General features: G+C 65.8%; 21 protein-coding genes. 7 read left to right on the top strand and 14 right to left on the bottom strand.

Features of this window, described 5'->3' with window-relative positions:
• Window positions 1–15 precede the first annotated feature (15 nt).
• Window positions 16–1,116, top strand: a complete 1,101-nt coding sequence (gene obgE, locus LNV28_RS00700) for a GTPase ObgE (RefSeq protein ID WP_263516962.1) — start codon at window positions 16–18, stop codon at window positions 1,114–1,116.
• Window positions 1,113–2,231 (top strand): glutamate 5-kinase, encoded by a 1,119-nt coding sequence (gene proB, locus LNV28_RS00695; protein WP_263516963.1) that lies wholly within the window; start codon window positions 1,113–1,115, stop codon window positions 2,229–2,231. The genes obgE and proB overlap by 4 nt, the downstream gene beginning before the upstream one ends.
• Before the next feature lie 94 nt (window positions 2,232–2,325).
• On the opposite strand, the gene LNV28_RS00690 is transcribed toward proB, so the two are convergent.
• Window positions 2,326–2,925, bottom strand: a complete 600-nt coding sequence (locus tag LNV28_RS00690) for an RNA pyrophosphohydrolase (protein ID WP_263516964.1) — start codon at window positions 2,923–2,925, stop codon at window positions 2,326–2,328.
• Window positions 2,926–3,089: 164 nt separating this feature from the next.
• Here LNV28_RS00690 and LNV28_RS00685 point away from each other — a divergent pair, with 164 nt between their 5' ends.
• From LNV28_RS00685 to LNV28_RS00675, 3 genes are read left to right on the top strand one after another with little or no spacing between them, the layout of a single operon-like run.
• Window positions 3,090–4,832, top strand: a complete 1,743-nt coding sequence (locus tag LNV28_RS00685) for a proline--tRNA ligase (protein WP_263516965.1) — start codon at window positions 3,090–3,092, stop codon at window positions 4,830–4,832.
• Window positions 4,829–5,998: a DUF418 domain-containing protein gene (locus LNV28_RS00680; protein WP_263516966.1), complete on the top strand. Its 1,170-nt coding sequence runs from the start codon at window positions 4,829–4,831 to the stop codon at window positions 5,996–5,998. Before LNV28_RS00685 ends, LNV28_RS00680 begins: the two co-directional genes overlap by 4 nt.
• Before the next feature lie 34 nt (window positions 5,999–6,032).
• The gene (locus LNV28_RS00675) at window positions 6,033–6,671 is read left to right on the top strand and encodes a lytic transglycosylase domain-containing protein (protein ID WP_263516967.1); all 639 of its coding nucleotides are present in this window, start codon (window positions 6,033–6,035) and stop codon (window positions 6,669–6,671) included.
• An 11-nt stretch (window positions 6,672–6,682) separates the two neighbouring features.
• Here the strand turns inward: LNV28_RS00675 and LNV28_RS00670 are convergent, their stop codons facing one another.
• The 6 genes from LNV28_RS00670 to hemA all read right to left on the bottom strand — a co-directional run bounded on the left by LNV28_RS00670 (window position 6,683) and on the right by hemA (window position 11,658).
• A complete protein-coding gene (locus tag LNV28_RS00670) occupies window positions 6,683–7,252 on the bottom strand; it encodes a UbiX family flavin prenyltransferase (protein WP_263516968.1) in 570 nt (189 codons plus the stop codon).
• A gap of 18 nt (window positions 7,253–7,270) precedes the next feature.
• Window positions 7,271–7,582 (bottom strand): Grx4 family monothiol glutaredoxin, encoded by a 312-nt coding sequence (gene grxD / locus LNV28_RS00665; protein ID WP_263516969.1) that lies wholly within the window; start codon window positions 7,580–7,582, stop codon window positions 7,271–7,273.
• Window positions 7,583–7,643: 61 nt separating this feature from the next.
• Window positions 7,644–8,240, bottom strand: coding sequence for a hypothetical protein (locus LNV28_RS00660; RefSeq protein ID WP_263516970.1), 597 nt, complete (start codon window positions 8,238–8,240; stop codon window positions 7,644–7,646).
• A 109-nt stretch (window positions 8,241–8,349) separates the two neighbouring features.
• Window positions 8,350–9,186: a peptide chain release factor N(5)-glutamine methyltransferase gene (gene prmC / locus LNV28_RS00655; RefSeq protein ID WP_263516971.1), complete on the bottom strand. Its 837-nt coding sequence runs from the start codon at window positions 9,184–9,186 to the stop codon at window positions 8,350–8,352.
• Entirely contained in the window at window positions 9,183–10,268 is a 1,086-nt protein-coding gene (gene prfA / locus LNV28_RS00650) for a peptide chain release factor 1 (RefSeq protein ID WP_263516972.1), read from the bottom strand. The genes prmC and prfA overlap by 4 nt, the downstream gene beginning before the upstream one ends.
• Before the next feature lie 79 nt (window positions 10,269–10,347).
• Entirely contained in the window at window positions 10,348–11,658 is a 1,311-nt protein-coding gene (hemA, locus tag LNV28_RS00645) for a glutamyl-tRNA reductase (RefSeq protein ID WP_263516973.1), read from the bottom strand.
• Window positions 11,659–11,783: 125 nt separating this feature from the next.
• Between hemA and LNV28_RS00640 the strand changes: the two genes are divergently transcribed.
• Window positions 11,784–12,062 (top strand): hypothetical protein, encoded by a 279-nt coding sequence (locus LNV28_RS00640; RefSeq protein ID WP_263516974.1) that lies wholly within the window; start codon window positions 11,784–11,786, stop codon window positions 12,060–12,062.
• Here LNV28_RS00640 and miaB read toward each other — a convergent pair.
• The 4 genes from miaB to LNV28_RS00620 all read right to left on the bottom strand — a co-directional run bounded on the left by miaB (window position 12,046) and on the right by LNV28_RS00620 (window position 16,632).
• Window positions 12,046–13,410, bottom strand: a complete 1,365-nt coding sequence (miaB, locus tag LNV28_RS00635; RefSeq protein ID WP_263516975.1) for a tRNA (N6-isopentenyl adenosine(37)-C2)-methylthiotransferase MiaB — start codon at window positions 13,408–13,410, stop codon at window positions 12,046–12,048. The two genes, LNV28_RS00640 and miaB, sit on opposite strands and share 17 nt — an antisense overlap.
• 70 nt (window positions 13,411–13,480) lie before the next feature.
• Entirely contained in the window at window positions 13,481–13,882 is a 402-nt protein-coding gene (locus LNV28_RS00630; RefSeq protein ID WP_263516976.1) for a hypothetical protein, read from the bottom strand.
• A gap of 126 nt (window positions 13,883–14,008) precedes the next feature.
• Window positions 14,009–15,364 carry a L,D-transpeptidase family protein gene (locus tag LNV28_RS00625; protein ID WP_263516977.1) on the bottom strand — a complete coding sequence of 452 codons (1,356 nt, stop codon included), beginning with the start codon at window positions 15,362–15,364 and terminating at the stop codon, window positions 14,009–14,011.
• A gap of 74 nt (window positions 15,365–15,438) precedes the next feature.
• Window positions 15,439–16,632, bottom strand: coding sequence for a YybH family protein (locus tag LNV28_RS00620; protein WP_263516978.1), 1,194 nt, complete (start codon window positions 16,630–16,632; stop codon window positions 15,439–15,441).
• A gap of 222 nt (window positions 16,633–16,854) precedes the next feature.
• Between LNV28_RS00620 and LNV28_RS00615 the strand changes: the two genes are divergently transcribed.
• Complete coding sequence (locus LNV28_RS00615) at window positions 16,855–17,742, top strand: hypothetical protein (RefSeq protein WP_263516979.1); 888 nt, start codon at window positions 16,855–16,857, stop codon at window positions 17,740–17,742.
• A gap of 34 nt (window positions 17,743–17,776) precedes the next feature.
• On the opposite strand, the gene arsH is transcribed toward LNV28_RS00615, so the two are convergent.
• Genes arsH through LNV28_RS00600 form a run of 3 tightly spaced genes read right to left on the bottom strand, consistent with a single transcriptional unit; the run spans window position 17,777 to window position 19,700 of the window.
• Window positions 17,777–18,511 (bottom strand): arsenical resistance protein ArsH, encoded by a 735-nt coding sequence (gene arsH, locus LNV28_RS00610; protein WP_263516980.1) that lies wholly within the window; start codon window positions 18,509–18,511, stop codon window positions 17,777–17,779.
• Window positions 18,504–19,172 carry an aquaporin gene (locus LNV28_RS00605; protein WP_263516981.1) on the bottom strand — a complete coding sequence of 223 codons (669 nt, stop codon included), beginning with the start codon at window positions 19,170–19,172 and terminating at the stop codon, window positions 18,504–18,506. Before LNV28_RS00605 ends, arsH begins: the two co-directional genes overlap by 8 nt.
• Window positions 19,173–19,193: 21 nt before the next feature.
• Window positions 19,194–19,700 carry an arsenate reductase ArsC gene (locus LNV28_RS00600; protein ID WP_263516982.1) on the bottom strand — a complete coding sequence of 169 codons (507 nt, stop codon included), beginning with the start codon at window positions 19,698–19,700 and terminating at the stop codon, window positions 19,194–19,196.
• Window positions 19,701–19,846 lie beyond the last annotated feature (146 nt).

Raw genomic sequence — 19,846 nt, 5'->3', positions numbered from 1 at the left:
GCAAGCGACAAGCTTATGAAGTTCATAGACGAAGCCACCATCGATATCGTGGCCGGCAATGGTGGCGCCGGCTGTGCGAGTTTTCGCCGTGAGAAATTCATTCCCTTCGGCGGCCCGGACGGCGGCGACGGCGGCCGTGGCGGCAGCGTGTTCGCGGTCGCTGACAGCAATCTCAACACCCTGATCGATTACCGCTATGCGCGCCGCCATGAGGCTCGCAACGGTGAAGCCGGCCGTGGCTCCGACTGCTACGGCGCCGCCTCCGACGATGTGATCCTCCGCATGCCGGTCGGCACCATCGTGCGCGATCTCGAAACCGACACCGTGATTGCCGAGTTGCTCGAGCCCGGCGAGAAGATCTTGCTCGCCAAGGGCGGCGATGGCGGCTTCGGCAATCTGCATTTCAAGACCAGCACCAACCGCGCCCCGCGTCAGAAGACGCCCGGCTGGCCCGGCGAGGCCAAGAAGGTCAAGTTGGAACTGCGCGTGCTGGCCGATGTCGGCCTGCTCGGCCAGCCCAATGCGGGCAAGTCGACGCTGATCACGGCTGTGTCCAATGCCCGCCCCAAGATCGCCGACTATCCCTTCACAACTCTGCATCCCAATCTCGGCGTGGTGCGTGTCGCGCCGGAGAAGAGTTTTGTGGTCGCCGACATCCCGGGTCTGATCGAGGGCGCGGCCGAAGGTGCCGGCCTGGGCCATCAGTTCCTGCGCCATCTCCAGCGCACGCGTTTGCTGCTGCATGTGGTCGACCTGGCGCCGTTTGATCCGGCCGTGGACCCGGTGGCCGAGGCGAAAGCCATCGTCAATGAGCTCAAGAAGTACGACCAGGAGCTGCATGACAAGCCGCGCTGGTTGGTGCTGAACAAGCTGGACATGGTGCCCGAGGACGAGCGCGCCAAGCGCGTCAAGGATTTCGTCAAGCGCTACAAGTGGAAGGGCCCGGTCTTCGAGATCTCGGCCCTGACCCGCGAAGGCTGCCAGCCCCTGATTCACGCCATCTACGACCATGTGGCCACGGCACACAAGGTGCATGTGGAAGTGGACCCGCGCTTCCCGGATGGCAAGCCGGCCAGCGAGGCTGACGAAGCAGACGCAGCGGACGCGAAAGCATGAGCCGCGCGCTTGCGGGCGCGCGCCGCATCGTCGTCAAGGTCGGCTCCAGTCTGGTGACCAATGAAGGCCGTGGCGTCGACGCCGAGGCCATCGGCAATTGGTGCCGGCAGCTGGCTGCCTTGGCGGCCGAAGGGCGCGAGGTGGTCATGGTGTCCAGCGGCGCCATTGCTGAGGGCATGAAGCGCCTGGGCTGGACCACCCGGCCCACCGAACTGCATGAGTTGCAAGCGGCGGCGGCTGTCGGTCAGATGGGCTTGGTCCAGATGTACGAGAGCAAGCTGCGCGAGCATGGCATGGGCAGCGCCCAGGTCTTGCTGACCCATGCTGATCTGGCCGACCGTGAGCGCTACCTCAATGCCCGTTCCACTTTGTTGACCCTGCTGCAGCACCGTGTGCTGCCGGTCATCAACGAGAACGACACGGTCGTCAACGACGAGATCAAGTTCGGCGACAACGACACTTTGGGCGCCCTGGTGGCCAATCTGATCGAAGCCGATGCGCTGGTCATCTTGACCGATCAAAAAGGCTTGTACTCCGCCGACCCGCGCCGCGATCCGAACGCGCAGTTCATTGCCGAGGCGGTGGCGGGCACACCGGAGCTGGAGCAGATGGCCGGCGGTGCTGGTTCATCGCTGGGCCGTGGCGGCATGATCACCAAGATCCTGGCTGCCAAGCGTGCGGCTGGCAGTGGCGCCAACACCGTGATTGCCTGGGGCCGCGAGCCCGATGTCTTGCTGCGCCTGGCCGCTGGTGAGGCCATTGGCACGGCTTTGCTGGCCAGCCTGCCCAAGCTGGCGGCGCGCAAGCAATGGATGGTGGACCATCTGCAGCTGCGCGGCGCGGTTTCGGTCGATGCGGGTGCTGTGCTCAAGCTCCAGGGCGAGGGCAAGAGCTTGCTGCCGATCGGTGTGATGGAAGTGCAGGGCGAGTTCCACCGCGGCGATGTGATTGCGGTGCGAGACCCCGAGGGTCGAGAACTGGCGCGCGGCTTGAGCAATTACTCCAGTGCTGAAGCCCGCCTGATCGCCCGCAAGCCTTCGGCCGAGATTGGCCGTGTCCTGGGCTACGCAGCCGAGCCCGAATTGATCCACCGCGACAATCTGGTGCTGCGCTGACCCTCCTGCGGTACTGAAATAGAAAAGCCTGCTGCGACCGCAAGGTCGAGCAGGCTTTCGTCATTTCAGCGCCAAACTATGCAGGCACTTGCGTCTATTCCTGTGCCGCAGTCTTGCCAGCGTCCTGGCCCGTCTCATGCTGTTGCGGCTCGCCCTGCTGCAGCTCGGCACGCCCATGCTGCGGGCGCATGCCCGAGCGCAGATAGCGGTTGTGGTGGTTGATGCGCGGCAGGTAGCGAGCGAGTTCGGTCAGTGCGTTTTCATAGACGCCGCGCTTGAATTCGATCACCGCATCCAGGGGCACCCAGTAGTCGTTCCAGCGCCAGGCGTCGAACTCCGGGTGGTTGGTGGCGCGCAGATTCATGTCCGAATCGCGGCCGAGTAGCTGCAGCAGGAACCAGATCTGCTTCTGGCCCCGGTAATGCCCACGTGCGTCACGTCGTATGAAGTGGTCGGGCACCTCATAGCGCAGCCAGTCGCGGGTGCGCGCAATGATGCGCACATGGTCGGGCACAAGCCCCACTTCCTCGTGGAGCTCACGGAACATCGCCTGCTCAGGCGTTTCGCCATAATTGATGCCCCCTTGCGGGAACTGCCAGGAATGGGTGCGAATGCGCTTGCCCCAGAACACTTCATTCCTGTGGTTGAGCAGGATGATGCCGACGTTGGGGCGGAACCCTTCACGGTCGAGCATAATCAACCTCGAATCTATAGTTGGTTTGATTATTGCATTGGGATGCCGCCTTGGCATCACTGTCTAACCCGCAAGCCAGCTGCGAATCGATCAGCGCGGTCAGCGCGCACTCCCTTCCACTTTTGAATCCGGTTCGGCCCCCGTGGTCGAGCCCCGCCGCCGCCATGAAAGCCAGCCAGTTTTTCGTCTCCACCCTCAAGGAAGCACCTGCCGATGCGGAAGTTGTCAGCCACAAGCTGATGATGCGCGCCGGCATGATCAAGCGCCTGGGCGCCGGCATTTACAACTACATGCCCATGGGCTTGCGCGTGATCCGCAAGGTCGAGGGCATCATCCGTGAGGAAATGGTGCGCGCCGGTGCGGTGGAGCTGTTGATGCCGGTGGTGCAGCCGGCCGAGCTTTGGCAAGAAACCGGCCGCTTCGACAAGATGGGCCCGGAGCTGATGCGCGTCAAAGACCGCCACGGCCGCGATTTCATCATCCAGCCGACGTCCGAAGAGGTGATGACCGACATCGCCCGCCAGGAGCTGCGCAGCTACAAGCAGCTGCCCAAGAACTTCTTCCACATTCAGACCAAGTTCCGCGACGAGCGCCGCCCGCGCTTCGGCATCATGCGCGGCCGCGAGTTCACCATGAAGGACGCTTACTCCTTCGACCGTGATGTGGCCACCGCCACGCTCAGCTACCAGAACATGTACTCGGCCTACCAGCGCATCTTCGAGCGCTTCGGCCTGCAGTTCCGTGCCGTGGCGGCCGACACCGGTGCCATTGGCGGCGAACTCTCGCATGAATTCCAGGTCATCGCCGACACCGGCGAAGATGCCATCGTCTACTGCCCGAGCAGCGACTACGCCGCCAATATTGAGCTGGCCGAGGGTGTGGCCTTGCTGCCGGCCCGCGGGGATGCGACGCAAGCGCTGCTCAAGACCGCGACACCGGGCAAGAGCACCTGCGAGGACGTGGCTGCATTGCTCGGCCTGCCGCTGACGCAGACGGTCAAGTCCATCGTGCTGGCGGCAGACGAGCTGAACGAGCATGGCGAAGTGGTCAAGAGCGTGGTCTGGCTGCTGCTGCTGCGCGGCGATCACGACATGAACGAAGTCAAGGTCGGCAAGGTCGAAGGCCTGAAGGCCGGTTTCCGCTTCGCCACCGTCAGCGAGATCGAAGCTCATTTCGGCAGCAAGCCGGGCTACCTCGGCCCGATCCAGCTGCTCAAGCCGGTCAAGGTGGTGGCCGACCGCACGGTCGCTTTGATGAGCGATTTCGTCTGTGGCGCCAACGAGGCCGATTTCCACTTCACCGGTGCCAACTGGGGCCGTGATCTGCCCGAGCCGGATCTGATCGCCGACATCCGCAACGTCGTCGCCGGTGACCCGTCGCCGGACGGCCAGGGCGTGCTGGCCATCCAGCGCGGCATCGAGGTCGGCCATGTCTTCTTGCTGGGTACCAAGTATTCGGCCGATATGAAGGCCACTTACTTGGATGAAAACGGCAAGCCTCAGCTGATGGTGATGGGCTGCTACGGCATCGGCGTGACCCGCATCCTGGGTGCCGCCATCGAGCAAAACCATGACGAGCGCGGCATCATCTGGCCGGAAGCCATCGCACCGTTCAGCGTTGTCGTGTGCCCGATTGGCATGGATCGCAGCGAAGAGGTCAAGGCCGCGGCCCACAAGCTGCACGACGAGTTGCAAGCCATGGGCGTGGACGTGCTGCTGGACGACCGCGGCGAGCGCCCCGGCGCCATGTTTGCCGACTGGGAGCTGGTCGGCGTGCCGCACCGTGTGGTGATCTCGGACCGCGGTCTCAAGGAAGGCCTGGTTGAGTACCAGGGCCGCCGTGATGCCGAGGCTCGCAAGCTGAGCCTGGCCGAGGTGCTGGACCTGCTCAAGCCCAAGACGGCGTGACCGTCGCGGCGCTGCAAGCCGCGCCGCCACCGGGCGTGCCGGTGCAGCAGCGTCAGGCGCCGATTGATGGCCTGCGGGCACTGGCGCTGCTGCCCGTTGTTGCCATCAACTGGGTCGGTTATGCCGCACTGCCGGACGGCGGCCCTTTGGTGGCGCCACAGCCGGCGGATTCGGGTACGGCCCAGGCCGTGCTCGCCCTCATCGCGGCGCTGCTGGCGGGCAAGGGCTTGTGTCTCTTGATCTTTCTGTTTGGCTACAGCCAGGCCGTTTCATTCCGTACCCAGCGAGGTCCTCGCCCTCTTGCTGCCTCTGTTGCGTCAGACCCCGCTCAGCGCCGCGGTCGCCGCATGCGCCGTCTCTTGCTGCTCGGGTTTTTGCATGGTGTGCTGGTCTATTCTGGTGACATCTTGACCGCCTATGCCCTGAGCGGCCTGCTGATGCTCCGTGCACCGGCACTGCGTTTGCGTCAGTTGCGGCGGCGCTTGTGGGTGTGGGCCAGTCTTTCGTTGCTGATCATGGTGCTGACCCTGCTCTGGTTTATATCGGACAGCAGCTTGTTCTTACCCGAGCCACCACGCTCCCTGGCCGCGCCCAATTCCTGGTCTGGCTGGTGGTTGCTCAATGGCAGCCACTATCTGCTGATGCAGCTGGGCGTTGTTGTGCAAGGCCTGCCCTTGTTTCTGGGTTTGATGACGGCGGGCCTGATGGCCGGGCGTTTGCGCCTCTTCACACATGCGCGATGGCGCCCGCTGTGGGCTGCGTGGGCGCGACGCTGGCTCGTGCCTGGGCTCTTGCTCAATGCCGTCTGGGGTGCCGGTTGGTGCTGGGTCTTGATTGATCAAGATCGTCAGCAGGACGCTGTTTACGGCCTTCTCTCTCTCATTGCGGCGCTGCTTTTGTTGATCGGCCTGGTACCTTGGTTGCTCGTGCATGGCCAAGGTTGGCTGACTGCCCTGGCGCCGGCCGGGCGCCACACCCTGAGCATGTATGTGGGCAGTTCCTTGCTGAGTCTGGCCTGCTTGAGCGGCGCAGGCTTGGCCCTGCCGCTGGGTACGGTGACCCTGGCGGCTGCGAGCCTTCTGTACTGGGCGCTCTGGCTGGCACTGGCCCGCGGCCTGGGGCCGCGGCGACGTCTGCCTTTGGAGGCCTGGCTGGGCTCCACCTGATCTCACCCACCTGATTGCATCGATTTTGCGAACCATGAATTCACTTGGCACACCCTGGACGCCCGGCCGACGCAGCCTGCTGCTGTCTGCGGGGGCGCTGCTGTGCTTGCCACGGCCGGCCAGCGCCGGTGCTCAGGTCGAGGAGCCGCTGGCCGACGCCGTGCGCTCGGCGCTGTCGGCTTCGGTGGCCAATAGCGCACCACCCAAGCCGCGCTTCGATCAAATCGACGCTCGCCTGGCCTATCTGCGCTGGTTGGGGGCCATGAGTGAGAAGCTCAAGAATCGCAAGAGCGAGGCACTGACCCGGATCGAGTTTCTCGAGACGATCTGGTACGAATCCAAGCGTGCCGGTCTGGAGCCCAGTCTGGTGCTGGGTTTGGTGCAAGTCGAGAGCGGCTTCCGCAAGTACGCCATCAGCACGGCCGGCGCGCGCGGCTATATGCAGGTCATGCCCTTCTGGGCCAAGCTGATCGGTGACGGCCAAGCCTCACGGCTTTTCCATATGCAGACCAATTTGCGCTTCGGCTGCGTCATCCTGCGCCACTACCTGGACCGCGAACAGGGCGATATGTACCTGGCCCTGGGGCGCTACAACGGCAGCCGCGGCAAGCCCGAGTATCCCCGGGCGGTGTTTGCCTCGCGCCGGCAGTGGTTGATGCCGGGCGAGGTCTGAATCTCAGACCCTCAGGCCTTCAGGCCGGACCAGCGCTTGGGTTCAGCGCCACTCACGCCGGCCAGTTCCAGCACCCGTTCGGCACTCTCGTTGACCAGCTCCGCGATGCTCTGCGGGTGGTGATAGAAGGCCGGCAGCGGTGGAAAGACGATGGCGCCCATTTCCGTGGCGGCCACCATATTGCGCAGATGGGCCAGGTTGAAGGGCGTTTCGCGCACCATCAGGATCAGGCGGCGGCGCTCCTTCAGCGTCACATCGGCGGCCCGGGTCAGCAGGTTGTCACCGAAGCCATGGGCCACCGAGGCCAGGGTCTTCATGGAGCAAGGCGCGATCACCATGGCCGCCGTGGCGAAACTGCCGCTGGCCACACAGGCGCCGACATCGCCGGGCGCGTGGGCGTAGGAGGCCTCAGCCTCCAGGGCCTTGCGATCCAGGCCCAGCTCATGGTGGGCATTGAGTACGCCCGAGGGCGTGACGATCAGATGCGTTTCCAGGCCCAGTTCGCGGCCACGCCGCAGCAGCCGCAGCGCATAGGCCGCACCAGTGGCGCCGGTGACGCCGACGACCAGTCTTTGTGTCATTCGGGCTGCGGCCGGGAATCAGGCGCTGAGCAGCTCTTGCAGCTCACCGGCTTCGTACATCTCCATCATGATGTCCGAGCCACCGACGAACTCGCCCTTGATGTAGAGCTGAGGGATGGTCGGCCAATTGGCATATTCCTTGATGCCTTGGCGCACGCCTTCGTCCTCCAGCACATTGAAGGTTTTCAGATCGCTGGCACCGCTGGCCTTCAGGATCTGGATGGCGCGGCCGGAGAAACCGCACATGGGGAATTGCGCCGTGCCCTTCATGAACAGCACCACACGGTTGTTCTTGACCAGATCGTCGATGCGCTGTTGAACGTCGTTCATTGTCTTCATGCCCCAAAGTGAAAATCTTGGAGCAATTATCGACCAGGCGGCGCCGGGGCACTCAATAGCTGTAGGACAGCCCGAGTTGCAGCACGGGTTTGAGGCGCAAATCCCGCAGCAACTCTTCGGCGCCGGTGTTGCGGCTCAGGCCCAGGCGCAGGCCACCCAGCGACAGCGGGCCGATCAGACCCAGGTCGGCGCTGAAGCCCCAACCGCCGCGCAAAGACTGGCCGCTGTAGCCGATGCCGAGATAGCTCAGGGAGGGCGCCGCGTCGCCCAGCAGCTGCGTGTCAGGCCGCAGCAGGCTGACGCTGCGCTGGCCGACCGCCAGGCGCTGTCGGAAATCGCGTGTCAAGGCGAGGCCGGCGCTGCTTTGGGCCAGGCTGGCCGAGCCCATCATCATGCCGCCGGTGGCGCGCAGGCCGCCGGCAATACCGCCCAGGCCGGAACCGGTCAGGTAGTAGTCGCCCAGGAGGTTGGCGCTGAGCAAGCGTGCGCCTTGGCCTTCCAGGCTGCTCAACTGCACGCGTGCCTGCCAGCGAGTCTGATCCGCTTGTAGACCGAGTCCATCCAGTGCCTGAGCGCTGCCGCAGCACAGGGCCAGCAGGCTCAAGGCCAGCTTCAGGGGTGCAAACAGGGCCGTTCGGGCGTTTGTCATGGCAGTCTCCTGAAACAGTGGGTTGAACCCATGCTACTGCCTGGCCAGGAAAACACACGCGTCAAATTGCCAGCAATTCGCCGGTAATTGCTAATTTGTGTTGCGTGAATCAGCCAGGCCAGCGTGCGCCGCTGACGCGCGGCTGGCCACCCAAGTCGTGGCGCAGGCCCACATCGACAAAGCCACGGTCTTGCAGCGCCAGGGCGACGGGCTCGGCCTGGTCGTAGCCATGCTCCAGCAGCAGCCAGCCGCTGGCGCTCAGGTGGGCCGGTGCGCCTTCGATCAAGGCCATCAGGTCGCTCAGGCCGTCGCCGCCCGGGGTGAGGGCGCTCAGCGGCTCGTGGCGCAGAGCCGGCAAATGCGGGTCCTGGCCGGCGATATAGGGCGGGTTGCTGACGATCAGCTCGAAGCTGCGGCCGCGCAGCGGGTTCCACCAGCTGCCCTGCAAAAACTCCACCGCCAGGCCCAGGCGCTCGGCATTGCCGCGCGCCACCTCGAGCGCCCCGGCGCTCAGGTCCACGGCGCTGAGCTCGGCTGCGGGATGGTCAGCCTTGATCGCCAAGGCGATGGCGCCGCTGCCCGTGCCCAGGTCCACCACGCGTGGCGCCACGCCCAGGCCGGGCAGCAGCTCCAGCGCCCAGTCGACCAGGGTCTCGGTGTCGGCGCGCGGGATCAAGGTGTCGCGGCTCAGGCGCAGGCGCAGGCCGTGGAACTCCTTTTCGCCCAGCACATAGGCCAGGGGCAGACCCTCGGCCATCTGCTGCATTTCGCTCGCCAGCTGGGCGGCGAGGGCCGGGCTCAGGGCCTCGTCGTCATGGCTGATCAGCCATGCGCGGCTTTGCTGCAGGCGCTCGGCCAGCAAGGTCTGGGCGTCACCGCGCTCCAGGCCCAACTGGCGTGCCAGGGCCAGGGCGGCTTTGACGTCAAGGGGCGGGTTCAGGCTCATGCCCGGCCTTCCTCCAGCAGCGCCAGTTGTTCGGCCGCCTGGGCCGCTTGCAGGCCGGCGGCCACATCGTCGAGGTCGCCGTCCATGATGGCGCCGAGCTTGTACAGCGTCAGGTTGATGCGGTGGTCGGTCAGCCGGCCTTGTGGGAAGTTGTAGGTGCGGATGCGGTCACTGCGATCGCCGCTACCGATCAGGCCCTTGCGGGTGGCGGCTTCCTTGGCGGCGCGTTCGTTCTTGTCCTTGTCGCGCAGGCGGGCGGCCAGCACGGCCATGGCCTTGGCCTTGTTGCGGTGCTGGCTGCGGTCATCCTGGCATTCGGCCACCAGGCCGGTGGGCAGGTGGGTGATGCGGATGGCCGAGTCGGTTTTGTTGACGTGCTGGCCGCCGGCGCCGCTGGCGCGGAAGGTGTCGATGCGCAGCTCGGCCGGGTTCAGCGTCACCTCCTCGGCCTCGTCGGGCTCGGGCATCACGGCCACGGTGCAGGCGCTGGTGTGGATGCGCCCCTGTGATTCGGTCGCCGGCACGCGCTGCACGCGATGGCCGCCCGATTCGAACTTGAGCCGGCCGTAGACCCGCTCACCCTCGATGCGCACCACCAGCTCCTTGTAGCCGCCCAGGTCGGACTCGCTGGCCGAGAGGATCTCGCTGCGCCAGCCTTGGCGTTCGGCATAGCGCAGGTACATGCGCGCCAGATCGCCGGCAAAGAGTGCCGACTCGTCGCCACCGGCACCGGCGCGGATTTCCAGAAAGGCCGGGCGCTCGTCATCGGGGTCGCGCGGCAGCAGGGCCAGCTGCAGTGATTCATGCAGGCGCGTGATGTCGGCCTCGGCCGCGGCGATCTCCTCGCGTGCCATCTCGGCCATCTCGGGGTCTTGCAGCAGGCTGCGGGCCTCGTTCAAGTCGGCCTCGCGCTGCAGGTACTGGCGGTACTGGCCGACCAGTTCGGCGGCCTCGGCCTGCTCCTTGGTCAGGGCGCGGTAACGCTTCATGTCGGCGGCCAGGGAGCCGTCGGCCAGCAGCGAATCGAGCTCGCTGAGGCGGAAGGCAAGGCGGTCGAACTGCTGGCGCAGGGAGTCTTTCATGGGAGGCAATCGGCAAAGACAGAGAACGAGCGGATCTGGGGCATAAGCCCGCAGGGCAGGGGCGAAACCTGCTCGGTCGCTAATTCTCGGACGCCGATTTTTCCGGGCTGCGCGGGCTGTTGCGCAGGAACAGGCGCGAGACGGTTTGTGCCAGCTGCAGGCGCTGCTCGCCGTCGACGCTGTGCAGCTCGGCCAGGGCGCCGTGCAGCATTTTTTGCGTCAGGCCGCGGGCCAGGGCTTCCATGACTTCGTCGACATCGGCTCCCTTGGCCAGCAGCTTGCGCGCGCGGCTCATCTCATGCTCGCGCCAGTCCTCGGCCTGGGCATTGAGGGCCTGGATCAGGGGCACGGTGTGACGCTGGCCCAGCCAGTGCACAAAGCTCTGCACACCGGTTTCGATGATGGCCTCCGCCTGCTCGACCGCGGCCTGACGTTTTTCACCGGCCGACTGCACCAGAGTGGCGAGCTCGTCAACGGTGTAGAGGTAGACATCGTCCAGCTGCGCGACTTCGGGTTCGATATCGCGCGGTACGGCCAGGTCAACCATGAACATGGGGCGGTGGCGGCGTGCTTTCAGCGCCCGCTCGACGGCGCCCAGGCCGATCAGGGGCAGGCTGCTGGCGGTGCAGGAGATCACCGCGTCGAATTCATGCAGGCGCTGCGGCAGGTCGGCCAGGCGCACGGCCTCGGCGCCCAGACGGCTGGCCAGCTTCTCGCCGCGCTCCAGCGTACGGTTGGCCACGGCCATGTGCAGCGGCGTCTTTGCGGCGAAATGGGTGGCCACCAGCTCGATCATTTCGCCCGCGCCGACGAAGAGCACGCGGATTTTGCTCAGGTCTTCAAACAGCTGGCCGGCCAGGCGCACCGAGGCAGCCGCCATGCTGATGGAGTGGGCGCCGATCTCGGTCGAGCTGCGCACCTCCTTGGCTACTGAGAAGCTGCGCTGGAAGAGCTGGTGCAAGGTGGTGCCCACCGTGCCGGCATCGGTGGCCTCGCGCACGGCCTGCTTCATCTGGCCGAGGATTTGCGGCTCGCCCAGCACCATGGAATCGAGGCCGCTGGCGACGCGGAAGGCATGGCGCGCCGCGGCGCTGCCCTCGCGCACATAGGCATGGTCCATCAGCGCGGCCGGGCTGACACCGCCGACCTGGGCCAGCCAGTCGACGGCTGGCTGCACGCCCGCGCCCGAGCCCGCGACATAGATCTCGGTGCGGTTGCAGGTGGAGAGGATGGTGGCTTCGGCCTGCCCGTTGCTGGCCTTGTGGCCCTGGTTCAGTTGCTCGCGGAACTGCAGCAGCGTGGGGGCCAGTTGCTCGAGCGAGAACGCAAAACGCCCGCGCAGATCCAGGGGCGCGGAGTTGTGGTTCAGACCGAGGGCGAAGACCGTCATGGGTGGATTATAAAATTGACTGACGAGGCGCCTGTGGTTGCATGGCCATGGATGCGCCGGAAAAGCTTGATGCACATCAAGCAAACCCCGTCCCGACGAACCGCCAGCTTGCGAGCACCGCCACCTTGAATCCCCTGGACGCCTTCTGGCACCTGAGCAATTTCTTCCTGCCCGCCTGGGCGGTGGCGGCGCTGATGGCGGCCGGCGCCAAGCTGTTGTGGCGGCGCGAGCTCAAGGCCTTGGCCTGGCGGCGGCTGACGGTCTGGGGCGGCTGGGGCGGCAGCGCGGGCCTGATCCTGGCCCTGGTGCTGCTGGGCCGGGACGGCAAGATGTTGGGCTACGGGCTGATGCTCTTGGGCATCAGCCTGCCGCAATGCATATTGAGCTTCAGGCCGGGACGCTGACAGTCTCCGAGGTCAGCACCTCGGCGCGCAGCGAGTGTGCAAAGGCCTGGGTGATGCGCACATCGACCAGCTGATTCATCAAGCGCGGCTGACCCTTGAAATTGACGATGCGGTTGCACTCGGTGCGGCCCATCAGCTCGCTGGCGTCCTTGCGGGCATTGCCGGTGACGAGGATGCGCTGGGTTGTGCCGACCATGGTTTCGCTGATGGCCAGGGTGTTGGCCTCGATCACCGCTTGCAGTTCCTGCAGGCGCTTGACTTTGACTTCATAGGGCGTGGTGTCTTCCAGCGCCGCGGCGGGCGTGCCCGGGCGTGGGCTGAAGATGAAGCTGAAGGACGCGTCGAAGCCGATGTCGTGCACCAGCTTCATCAGCTTGGCATGGTCTTCTTCGGTCTCGCCGGGGAAGCCGACGATGAAATCGCTGGCGATGCGGATGTCCGGGCGGATGGCACGCAGCTTCTTGATCGTGCTCTTGAACTCCAGGGCGGTGTAGCCGCGCTTCATGGCCATCAGGATGCGGTCGCTGCCATGCTGGACCGGCAGGTGCAGGTGGTTGACCAGCTGCGGCACCTTGCCGTAGGCCTCGATCAGGCGCTGGCTGAACTCGTTCGGGTGGCTGGTGGTGAAGCGCAGGCGTTCGATGCCGGGGATCTCGGCCGCGTACTCGAGCAGCAGGGCCAGGTCGGCAAATTCACTCGTGTCACCCATCTTGCCGCGGTAGGCATTGACGTTCTGGCCCAGCAGATTGAACTCCACCACGCCCTGGTCGGCCAGGCCGGCGATCTCGGTCAGCACATCGTCAAAGGGGCGCGAGACTTCTTCGCCGCGGGTGTAGGGCACGACGCAATAGCTGCAGTACTTGGAGCAGCCTTCCATGATGGACACGAAAGCCGAGGCGCCCTCGACCTTGGCCGGCGGCAGGTGGTCGAACTTCTCGATCTCGGGGAAGCTGATGTCCACCTGCGGGCGGCGCTCTTCGCGGCGCGCGGCCAGCATCTGCGGCAGGCGGTGCAGGGTCTGCGGGCCGAAGACCACATCCACATAGGGTGCGCGCTCGATGATGGCCGCACCCTCTTGCGAGGCCACGCAGCCGCCCACACCGATCAGCACGCCTTTTTCCTTCAGGTGCTTGACGCGGCCCAGGTCGCTGAACACCTTCTCTTGGGCCTTCTCGCGCACCGAGCAGGTGTTGAAGAGGATCAGGTCGGCCTGCTCGACGTCGTCGGTCTTCTCGTAGCCCTGGGCGGCGCCCAGCACATCGGCCATCTTGCCCGAGTCGTACTCGTTCATCTGGCAGCCGAAGGTTTTGATGAAGACTTTCTTGGGGGACGGGGTGTTGCTGCTCATGGCGGGACTCAGGAAAAAAGAGGGTGGGCTGGCGCGCGCGGCCAGCCGGATGCAAGGACGCTGCGGGCGCTCAGCGCATGAGCCAGGTCTGCGTGCCGGGCTCGAAGGTCCAGCTGGCGGCTTCCAGCGGCGTGCGGGGCCAGGTCTTGTTGGCCAGCTCGACGGGGTTCAGCAGCCAGACATCGAGGATCTGGCCATCAGGTGCCACGGTGTAGTGCACGGTCCGCTTTTGGCCCGCCAGGCTGGCCGGTTGCTGCAGCAGGTTGGTGTCGCCATACACGCGGGTGCCGGGCGAAAGCTTGCTCGGCTTGCCGTTGAGCAGCACATCGGGTGTTTGCACCAGCAAGAACTCACCGCGCAAGGTTTGCGGGCTGAACTGGCGGTGGGTTTGCGCTTGCGCAACAAAAGGAGCGCTCAGCGCCAGACTGGCACCCGCTGCGAGCAGCAGAGCACGGAGAACACAGCGTTGCATGGTATTTGTCCAGGGGCTGCGTGAATCGGAGGGCTGCGTCAGCGCAGCCCGGGGTGCGGCGCCATCAAGAATGAGGGCGCAGTTGCGTATTTTAGTTCAGCGCAGGGGCCGGGCCTCTTGCCCGCTTCAACCGACGATGCCGTCGAAGAAAATCTTCCATTGCCCGTTCTGCGCGCGCCAGTACTGGCGCTTGAGGCGGGCGCGATCATCCTGGGCGCTGAGTTCGCGGTAGGTGACGATGAGCACCGGCTCGGCATGCTGACCCGGCAGCACGCTCAGGCGCTCCAGTGATTGCAGCGGCAACTCCTGCTTGGCCATGCGGGCCAGATTGCTGGCCAGCTTGTCGCTGCTGCTGTCCGAGCCGCGCTGCAGCCCCGGCTCGTAGAGCTGGCGCAAAGCGGCTGCGTCCTGGCGCAGGCGTGCCTGCTGCCACTGCTCGAAGGCCGACTCAAAGCCGGCATCCAGCGCAGGCGGGCTGCTGACGCTGCTCTTTTTGACCCAGCGGATTTTGTCCATCACCAGCACCGGCGTTTCGCGCGGCGTCACGGTTTCGGCCAGCAGGCGCATCTCGTCATTGCTGAGCACGATGCAGCCGTCGGTGGACTGCGGGCTGCGCGCGTAGTTGCCGCTGCGCTCGCCGTGCAGCCAGATGCTGGTGCCGCCGCGGCCGGCCAAGCGGTCGATCTCGTTCGGGTAATTCAAGGGCAGTGCGGCGGCGCCGTAGCGCGAAGCGGCCTCATCGCGGCGCGGGCCGACGTAGTAGGTGCCCAGTGGCGTGCGTTGGTCGCCTTCGACCAGCTTGCCGGTGCCCAGCTTGCCAATCGAGATGTAGCTGTCGCGCAGCAGGCGCACGCCGTTGGCGCTGTTCTCGAACAGATAGAGGCGCGCGCGGCTGGTGTCCACCATGATGGCGTGGCGCACGCTGGGTGACAGGCCGAACATCTGCTCGGGCAGGGCGTCTTGCGGCGGGCGCTCGACCAGGGCGGCCAGGCGCAGGCGCGCCTCGGTGCGCAGCAGCGTGGCTGGGTCGAGCTTTTTGCCGCTGGCTGCCAATTGGCGCTCCAGCGCTTCTCCCTGGCCGCTGCGCGCCAGCAGCAAGCTGCCGTAGACCATTTGGGCCAGAGCGAAATCGGGTTGCCGGCGCACCAGGTGCTCGACCAAGGCAAAGGCCCTGCCTTCTTCGCCTTTTGCCAGCAGCTGGTAGACCTGAATCAGCTGGCTTTCCGGCGTGTCTCCGTCGAGCTGGGCCGTCAGCAGATCTGGGCCGATCTGGCCATGCCCGGCGCTGGAGCTGACCTTGCCGTCCAGCGAGTCGGCGGCGCTGAATTTGGCGCGGGCGGAGACAAAGCCCACCGTACCGATGACGCTCAGCAGCGTGGTCGCCAGACCGGCGATCAGCAGCTGCCGCCGGCGCTCTTTGCGGCGGCGCCGTACCGACAGGCGCTCGGTCAAACGGTCAAGATCGGAGTTGGGGGCCGGCATGGAAACAGTGGACAACAGAAAAAGGCGGTGACTTGCGCTGGTGGTGAGTGCTCTGAGCTCAGTGCGGCTTCGGTTCAGCGGTTGGTTTCGTCGGCGATTTGCCAACGGCCGCTGCGGCCCTTGCTCAAGGTGAAGCTCTTGCTGCTCTTCACACTGAGTGCGTCGGAGCTGTAGTCCTGGCGCAGGCTGACCGTGGCTTTGTCGCCCTGGAGCTTGATCTTGATGTCGCTGAGCTTGACCTTGATGTTCTTTTTGCTGGTGATGCGTTCGCGACGCTCTTGTTCCCAGGCCTTGCGGTTGGGCAATTTGCCCTTGAATTCGGGCACATAGGCCGCGTAATAGCCGCTCATATCACGCGAGCTCCAGGCTTTGGCCCAGGCTTGCAATGTGTTCTCGACCGCCTGGCGGTCGGCCGCCGCGCTGCTCTCGGCCTTGCTTGGCTCGGCCTTGGCGACCGGGGCGGGGCTCGGTGCTGCTGCAAGGGCTGCAGGAGCTGGGGCCGGCATCGGCGCCGCCGCAGGCTTGGGCGTTGGTGCAGGCGCGGGCGTGGGCGCAGCGGCTACGACGGGGGCGGGTGCCGGTGTCGCCGTCGCTGGAGTCGGAGCTGGCGTGGGCTTGGTCGCCGGCGCCGGCGCCGTTGCCACGGGGGCGGCAGGGGCTGCGGCGGGCGAGGGCGCGGGCGCTGGGCTGGCTGCCGGAGTCGCCGGCTTGCGCGGGTCCACGCTGGTCTCAAAGATGTTCTGCACCACCGCCAGCTTCAGCGGCAGCACGCCGTCGCTTTTGTCCAGGGCCAGGGCCTTTTTGTAGGCTTGGCCGGCCAGCCGGGCGTAGACGTCACCCAGATTTTGGAAGGCGGTCGCGTAGGCCGGATTGGTGCGGATGGCCAGTTCTAGCGCCTGGCGCGCTTTTTCGTACTCACCCTGGTTGCCGTAGAGCACGGCCAAGTTGTTGTAGGGGCCGGGCAACTCGGGGTGGCTGTCAATCAGCTTTTGGAACACGCCGATGGCCTCGGCATTGCGGTTCAACAGAGACAAGGCAATGCCGCGCTGCAGGCGCAGGCGCGGGTCTTCGGGTTTGGCGGCCAGCAACTGCTCGACCTTCTTGAGGCCTTCAGCGGCCTTGCCTGCGGCCAGCAGGGCCTGGACATCACTCACATCGTCGGCGCGCGCCTGGCCGGTGCTCAGCAGGCCTAGAGACAGGGCCAGCAGGCTGGCCAGAACGGTCGGGCGAAACTTGGTGCGTGTCACAGGCAGGAGTTTGGAGAGCATGGTCGCGGCCGAGTGGGAACTGCGGGCGATTGTAGTGGGGCTGCCCTGCCATCGGCTGGTGTGCGCAGCATCGGAACTACCCTGTGTTGCAGGCCTTGCATGCTAGAGTCCCAGGCAGTTCAAGCCGGGCTACCGGCACCCTCATGAATCGCCTTGGTGCGCATGCTGCATAACGTCACTTTCCGTGATCTCCTCCCTCGGGTCTGGCTGGCAGCTGGCCTCATGGCCGCCGCGTCGAGTCAAGCGCTTGAGATCAGCCTGCCGCGTCTGCAGTCCGCCTTGCATCAGCCTTTGCAGGTGCAGATTGCCCTGCGGCTGGCGCCCGGCGACAAGATCAGCAAGACCTTGAGCGACCCTTGTTTCAAGGTGGATGTGAGCGTGGGTGAGCGCATGCTGAAGCCGGCCGAGTTCATGCGCAGCATCGACTGGCAGGCGGCCGGCGGTGCCATCCTGATGCGTGTGCAGACCCATGCGCCGGTGGCTGAGCCGGTGGTGGTCTTGAGTTTGGGTTGCCCGCGCCAGCAGTTCAGCCTGATGCTGGAGCCGTCCTTGCCCTCTGCTGTGTCTGCGTCTGCGTCGGTGTCTGCGGCTTCGGCGCCGGCCAAACTTTCCGCTTCGCCCGCGGCGCCAGCCTTCGCCAAGACCAAGCCTCAGTCTGTGCCAGCGCCGACGGTGGTGCTGCGCCACAAGGGCCCGGCCTTGCGCCTGGACCCTGGCCTGGCTGAGCGCAGCGCTGCAGTTTCACCTTCAGCCAGCGGCAGCCCGGCGGATTGGTATGCCCCGCTCGCGGGCATCCGTCTCTTGATGGCTCTGGATGTCGGCGGTCCGCTCGGCGCCATGCCGAGCACCACCGTCGGCGTCGAAGGCCCGCGGCCCGACCGTATCAAGCAGGCCGAGGCCCAGTTTGTGGCACTGCAGGCGGAGCAGAAGGCCTTGCAGGCGGAAATGAGCGAGCTCGGCGATGCGCTGCTGGCGCGCGAGCAGCGGCGTGCCAGTGCCGGCACGCAAACCGGCTGGTGGGCCCTCGGTATAGCCGCCTTGGCGGCACTCGGCGCTGCGGCTTGGTGGTGGCTGAGGCGGCAGCGCAGCGGCACGAGCGCCGCCCTCTGAATCGCCGATCGACTTCCGGGCGCCGGCCGCTTTATTACAAGGCGGCCTGATTGACCCGTCGCGACAAGGCCTCAGCGCTTTCCTTGCGTTCGCTGTAGCGGTCCACCAAACAGGGCCCGATGTCGCGCGTCAGCAAGGTGAACTTGAACAGTTCCTCCATGACGTCAACGACCCGGTCGTAGTAAGCCGAGGGCTTCATTCGCCCCTGCTCGTCAAACTCGAGGAAAGCCTTGGCCACCGAGCTCTGGTTGGGGATGGTCAGCATGCGCATCCAGCGGCCCAGCACGCGCAGCTGGTTCACGGCATTGAAGCTCTGCGAGCCGCCGCTGACCTGCATCACCGCCAGGGTCTTGCCCTGGGTCGGGCGCACGGCGCCGCTGGTCAAAGGAATCCAGTCGATCTGCGCCTTCATCACGCCGGTCATGGCGCCGTGGCGCTCGGGGCTGCTCCAGACCATGCCCTCGCTCCACAGCACCAGCTCGCGCAGCTCTTGCACCTTGGGGTGGCTGTCCGTGCTGTCGTCCGGCAAGGGCAGGCCGCTGGGGTTGAAGAAGCGCACCTCGCCGCCCATGGCTTGCAGCAGGCGCCCGGCTTCTTCGGCCAGCAGGCGGCTGAAGGAGCGCTCACGCAGGGAGCCGTAGAGCATCAAAAAGCGCGGCGCATGCGAGCTGACCTTGGCGGGGCGCAAGGCTTCGAGGCTGGGGCGCTGGAACAGCGCCGTGTCCAGGGCCGGGAAGTCCTCTGGCTTGATGTGAAGAGAGTCAGTCATGACGTGTGGGTCGAGGTGAAAGGGCGTGATGCAGCGCCAGGCCCAGCCCAGCGCCCAGGAGCTCGGCCAGCACAAAGCCGGGCGCGCTGGCCGGGGCGATGCCGGCAAAGCTGTCGCTGAACATGCGGCCGAACACCGCGGCAGGATTGGCAAAGGAGGTGGAGGCAGTGAACCAGTAGGCCGCGCCGATATAGGCCGCCACCAGGGACGAGGCACGGCCTGCCGGCGCGCGCAGGATCACCAGCAGCAAGCCGGCGGTGGCAATACCTTCGGCCAGCCATTGCGCCGGACCGGCGCGCAGCTTGGCCGCTGTTTGCAGCAAAGGCAGCTCGAACATCGCGTGGGCCGCCCAGGCGCCCAGCAGCGCACCCAGCAACTGGGCGGCGATGAAGGGCGCCACGCTGGACCAGGGCAGCTCGCGGCGCCAGGCCATCACCAGGGACACTGCGGGGTTGAAATGGGCGCCGCTGATGGGGCCGAAAACCTCGATCAGCACATAAAGCCCGCCCACAGTGGCGGCCGTGTTGGCCAGCAGGGCGAGGGCGATATTGCCGCCGGCCAGGCGCTCGGCCATGATGCCGGAGCCGATGACGATGGCCAACAGCAAGGCCGTGCCCAGGGTTTCGGCCAGCAGCTTTTGAGACGACAAGCGGTGGTGCATGGTGAAGCAGACTCCGTCAACTCAGCTGCGCGCAATGGTTTGCAGTGCCGCGGCCAGCTCGGCGCTGCGCAGGCGCTCCAGCGGCAGGGCCAGCAGCTGCAGCATGCGGTAGGCGATGGCCTGGCGGGTCAGCTCGAAAGCGCGGCGCTTGCCCTCGTCGCCGCCCTCGGCGTTCGACGGGTCGGGGTAGCCCCAATGCACCTGTACCGGCGGCTGCTCGCTGCCGGAGAAAAACACCGGGCAGGTTTCGGCCGCGGCGCTGTCGCAGACGGTGATGACGATGGACAGCGGCGGCGCCTCCGGGCCCGTGAACTCGTCCCAGCTCTTGCTGCGGTAGCCCGCGACATCGACGCTGGCATTCGTCAATGCTTCCAGCGCGAAGCGGTTGAGCCTTCCGCTGGGCGCGCTGCCGGCACTGTGGGCGCGCACATCCCGGCCGAGCTTTTGGGCCCAGTGATTGAGCATGCCTTCGCTGAGCACGCTGCGCGCGGAGTTGTGGGTGCAGAGGATGAGGACGTGGGTGGTCATGGCTTGGTTGAACAGGTGAATGGGTGAATGGGTGAATCGTGAATCGTGAATCGTGAATCGTGAGTCGTGAGTCGTGAGTCGTGAGTCGTGAGTCGTGAGTCGTGAGTCGTGAGTCGTGAGGGGGCGGCTTGAGTTCACCCGTTCAC

It is taken from the genome of Paucibacter sp. DJ2R-2, from assembly GCF_025717675.1.
Lineage (GTDB): Bacteria > Pseudomonadota > Gammaproteobacteria > Burkholderiales > Burkholderiaceae_C > Paucibacter_A.
This window is presented reverse-complemented; position numbering and strand designations above follow the sequence as displayed.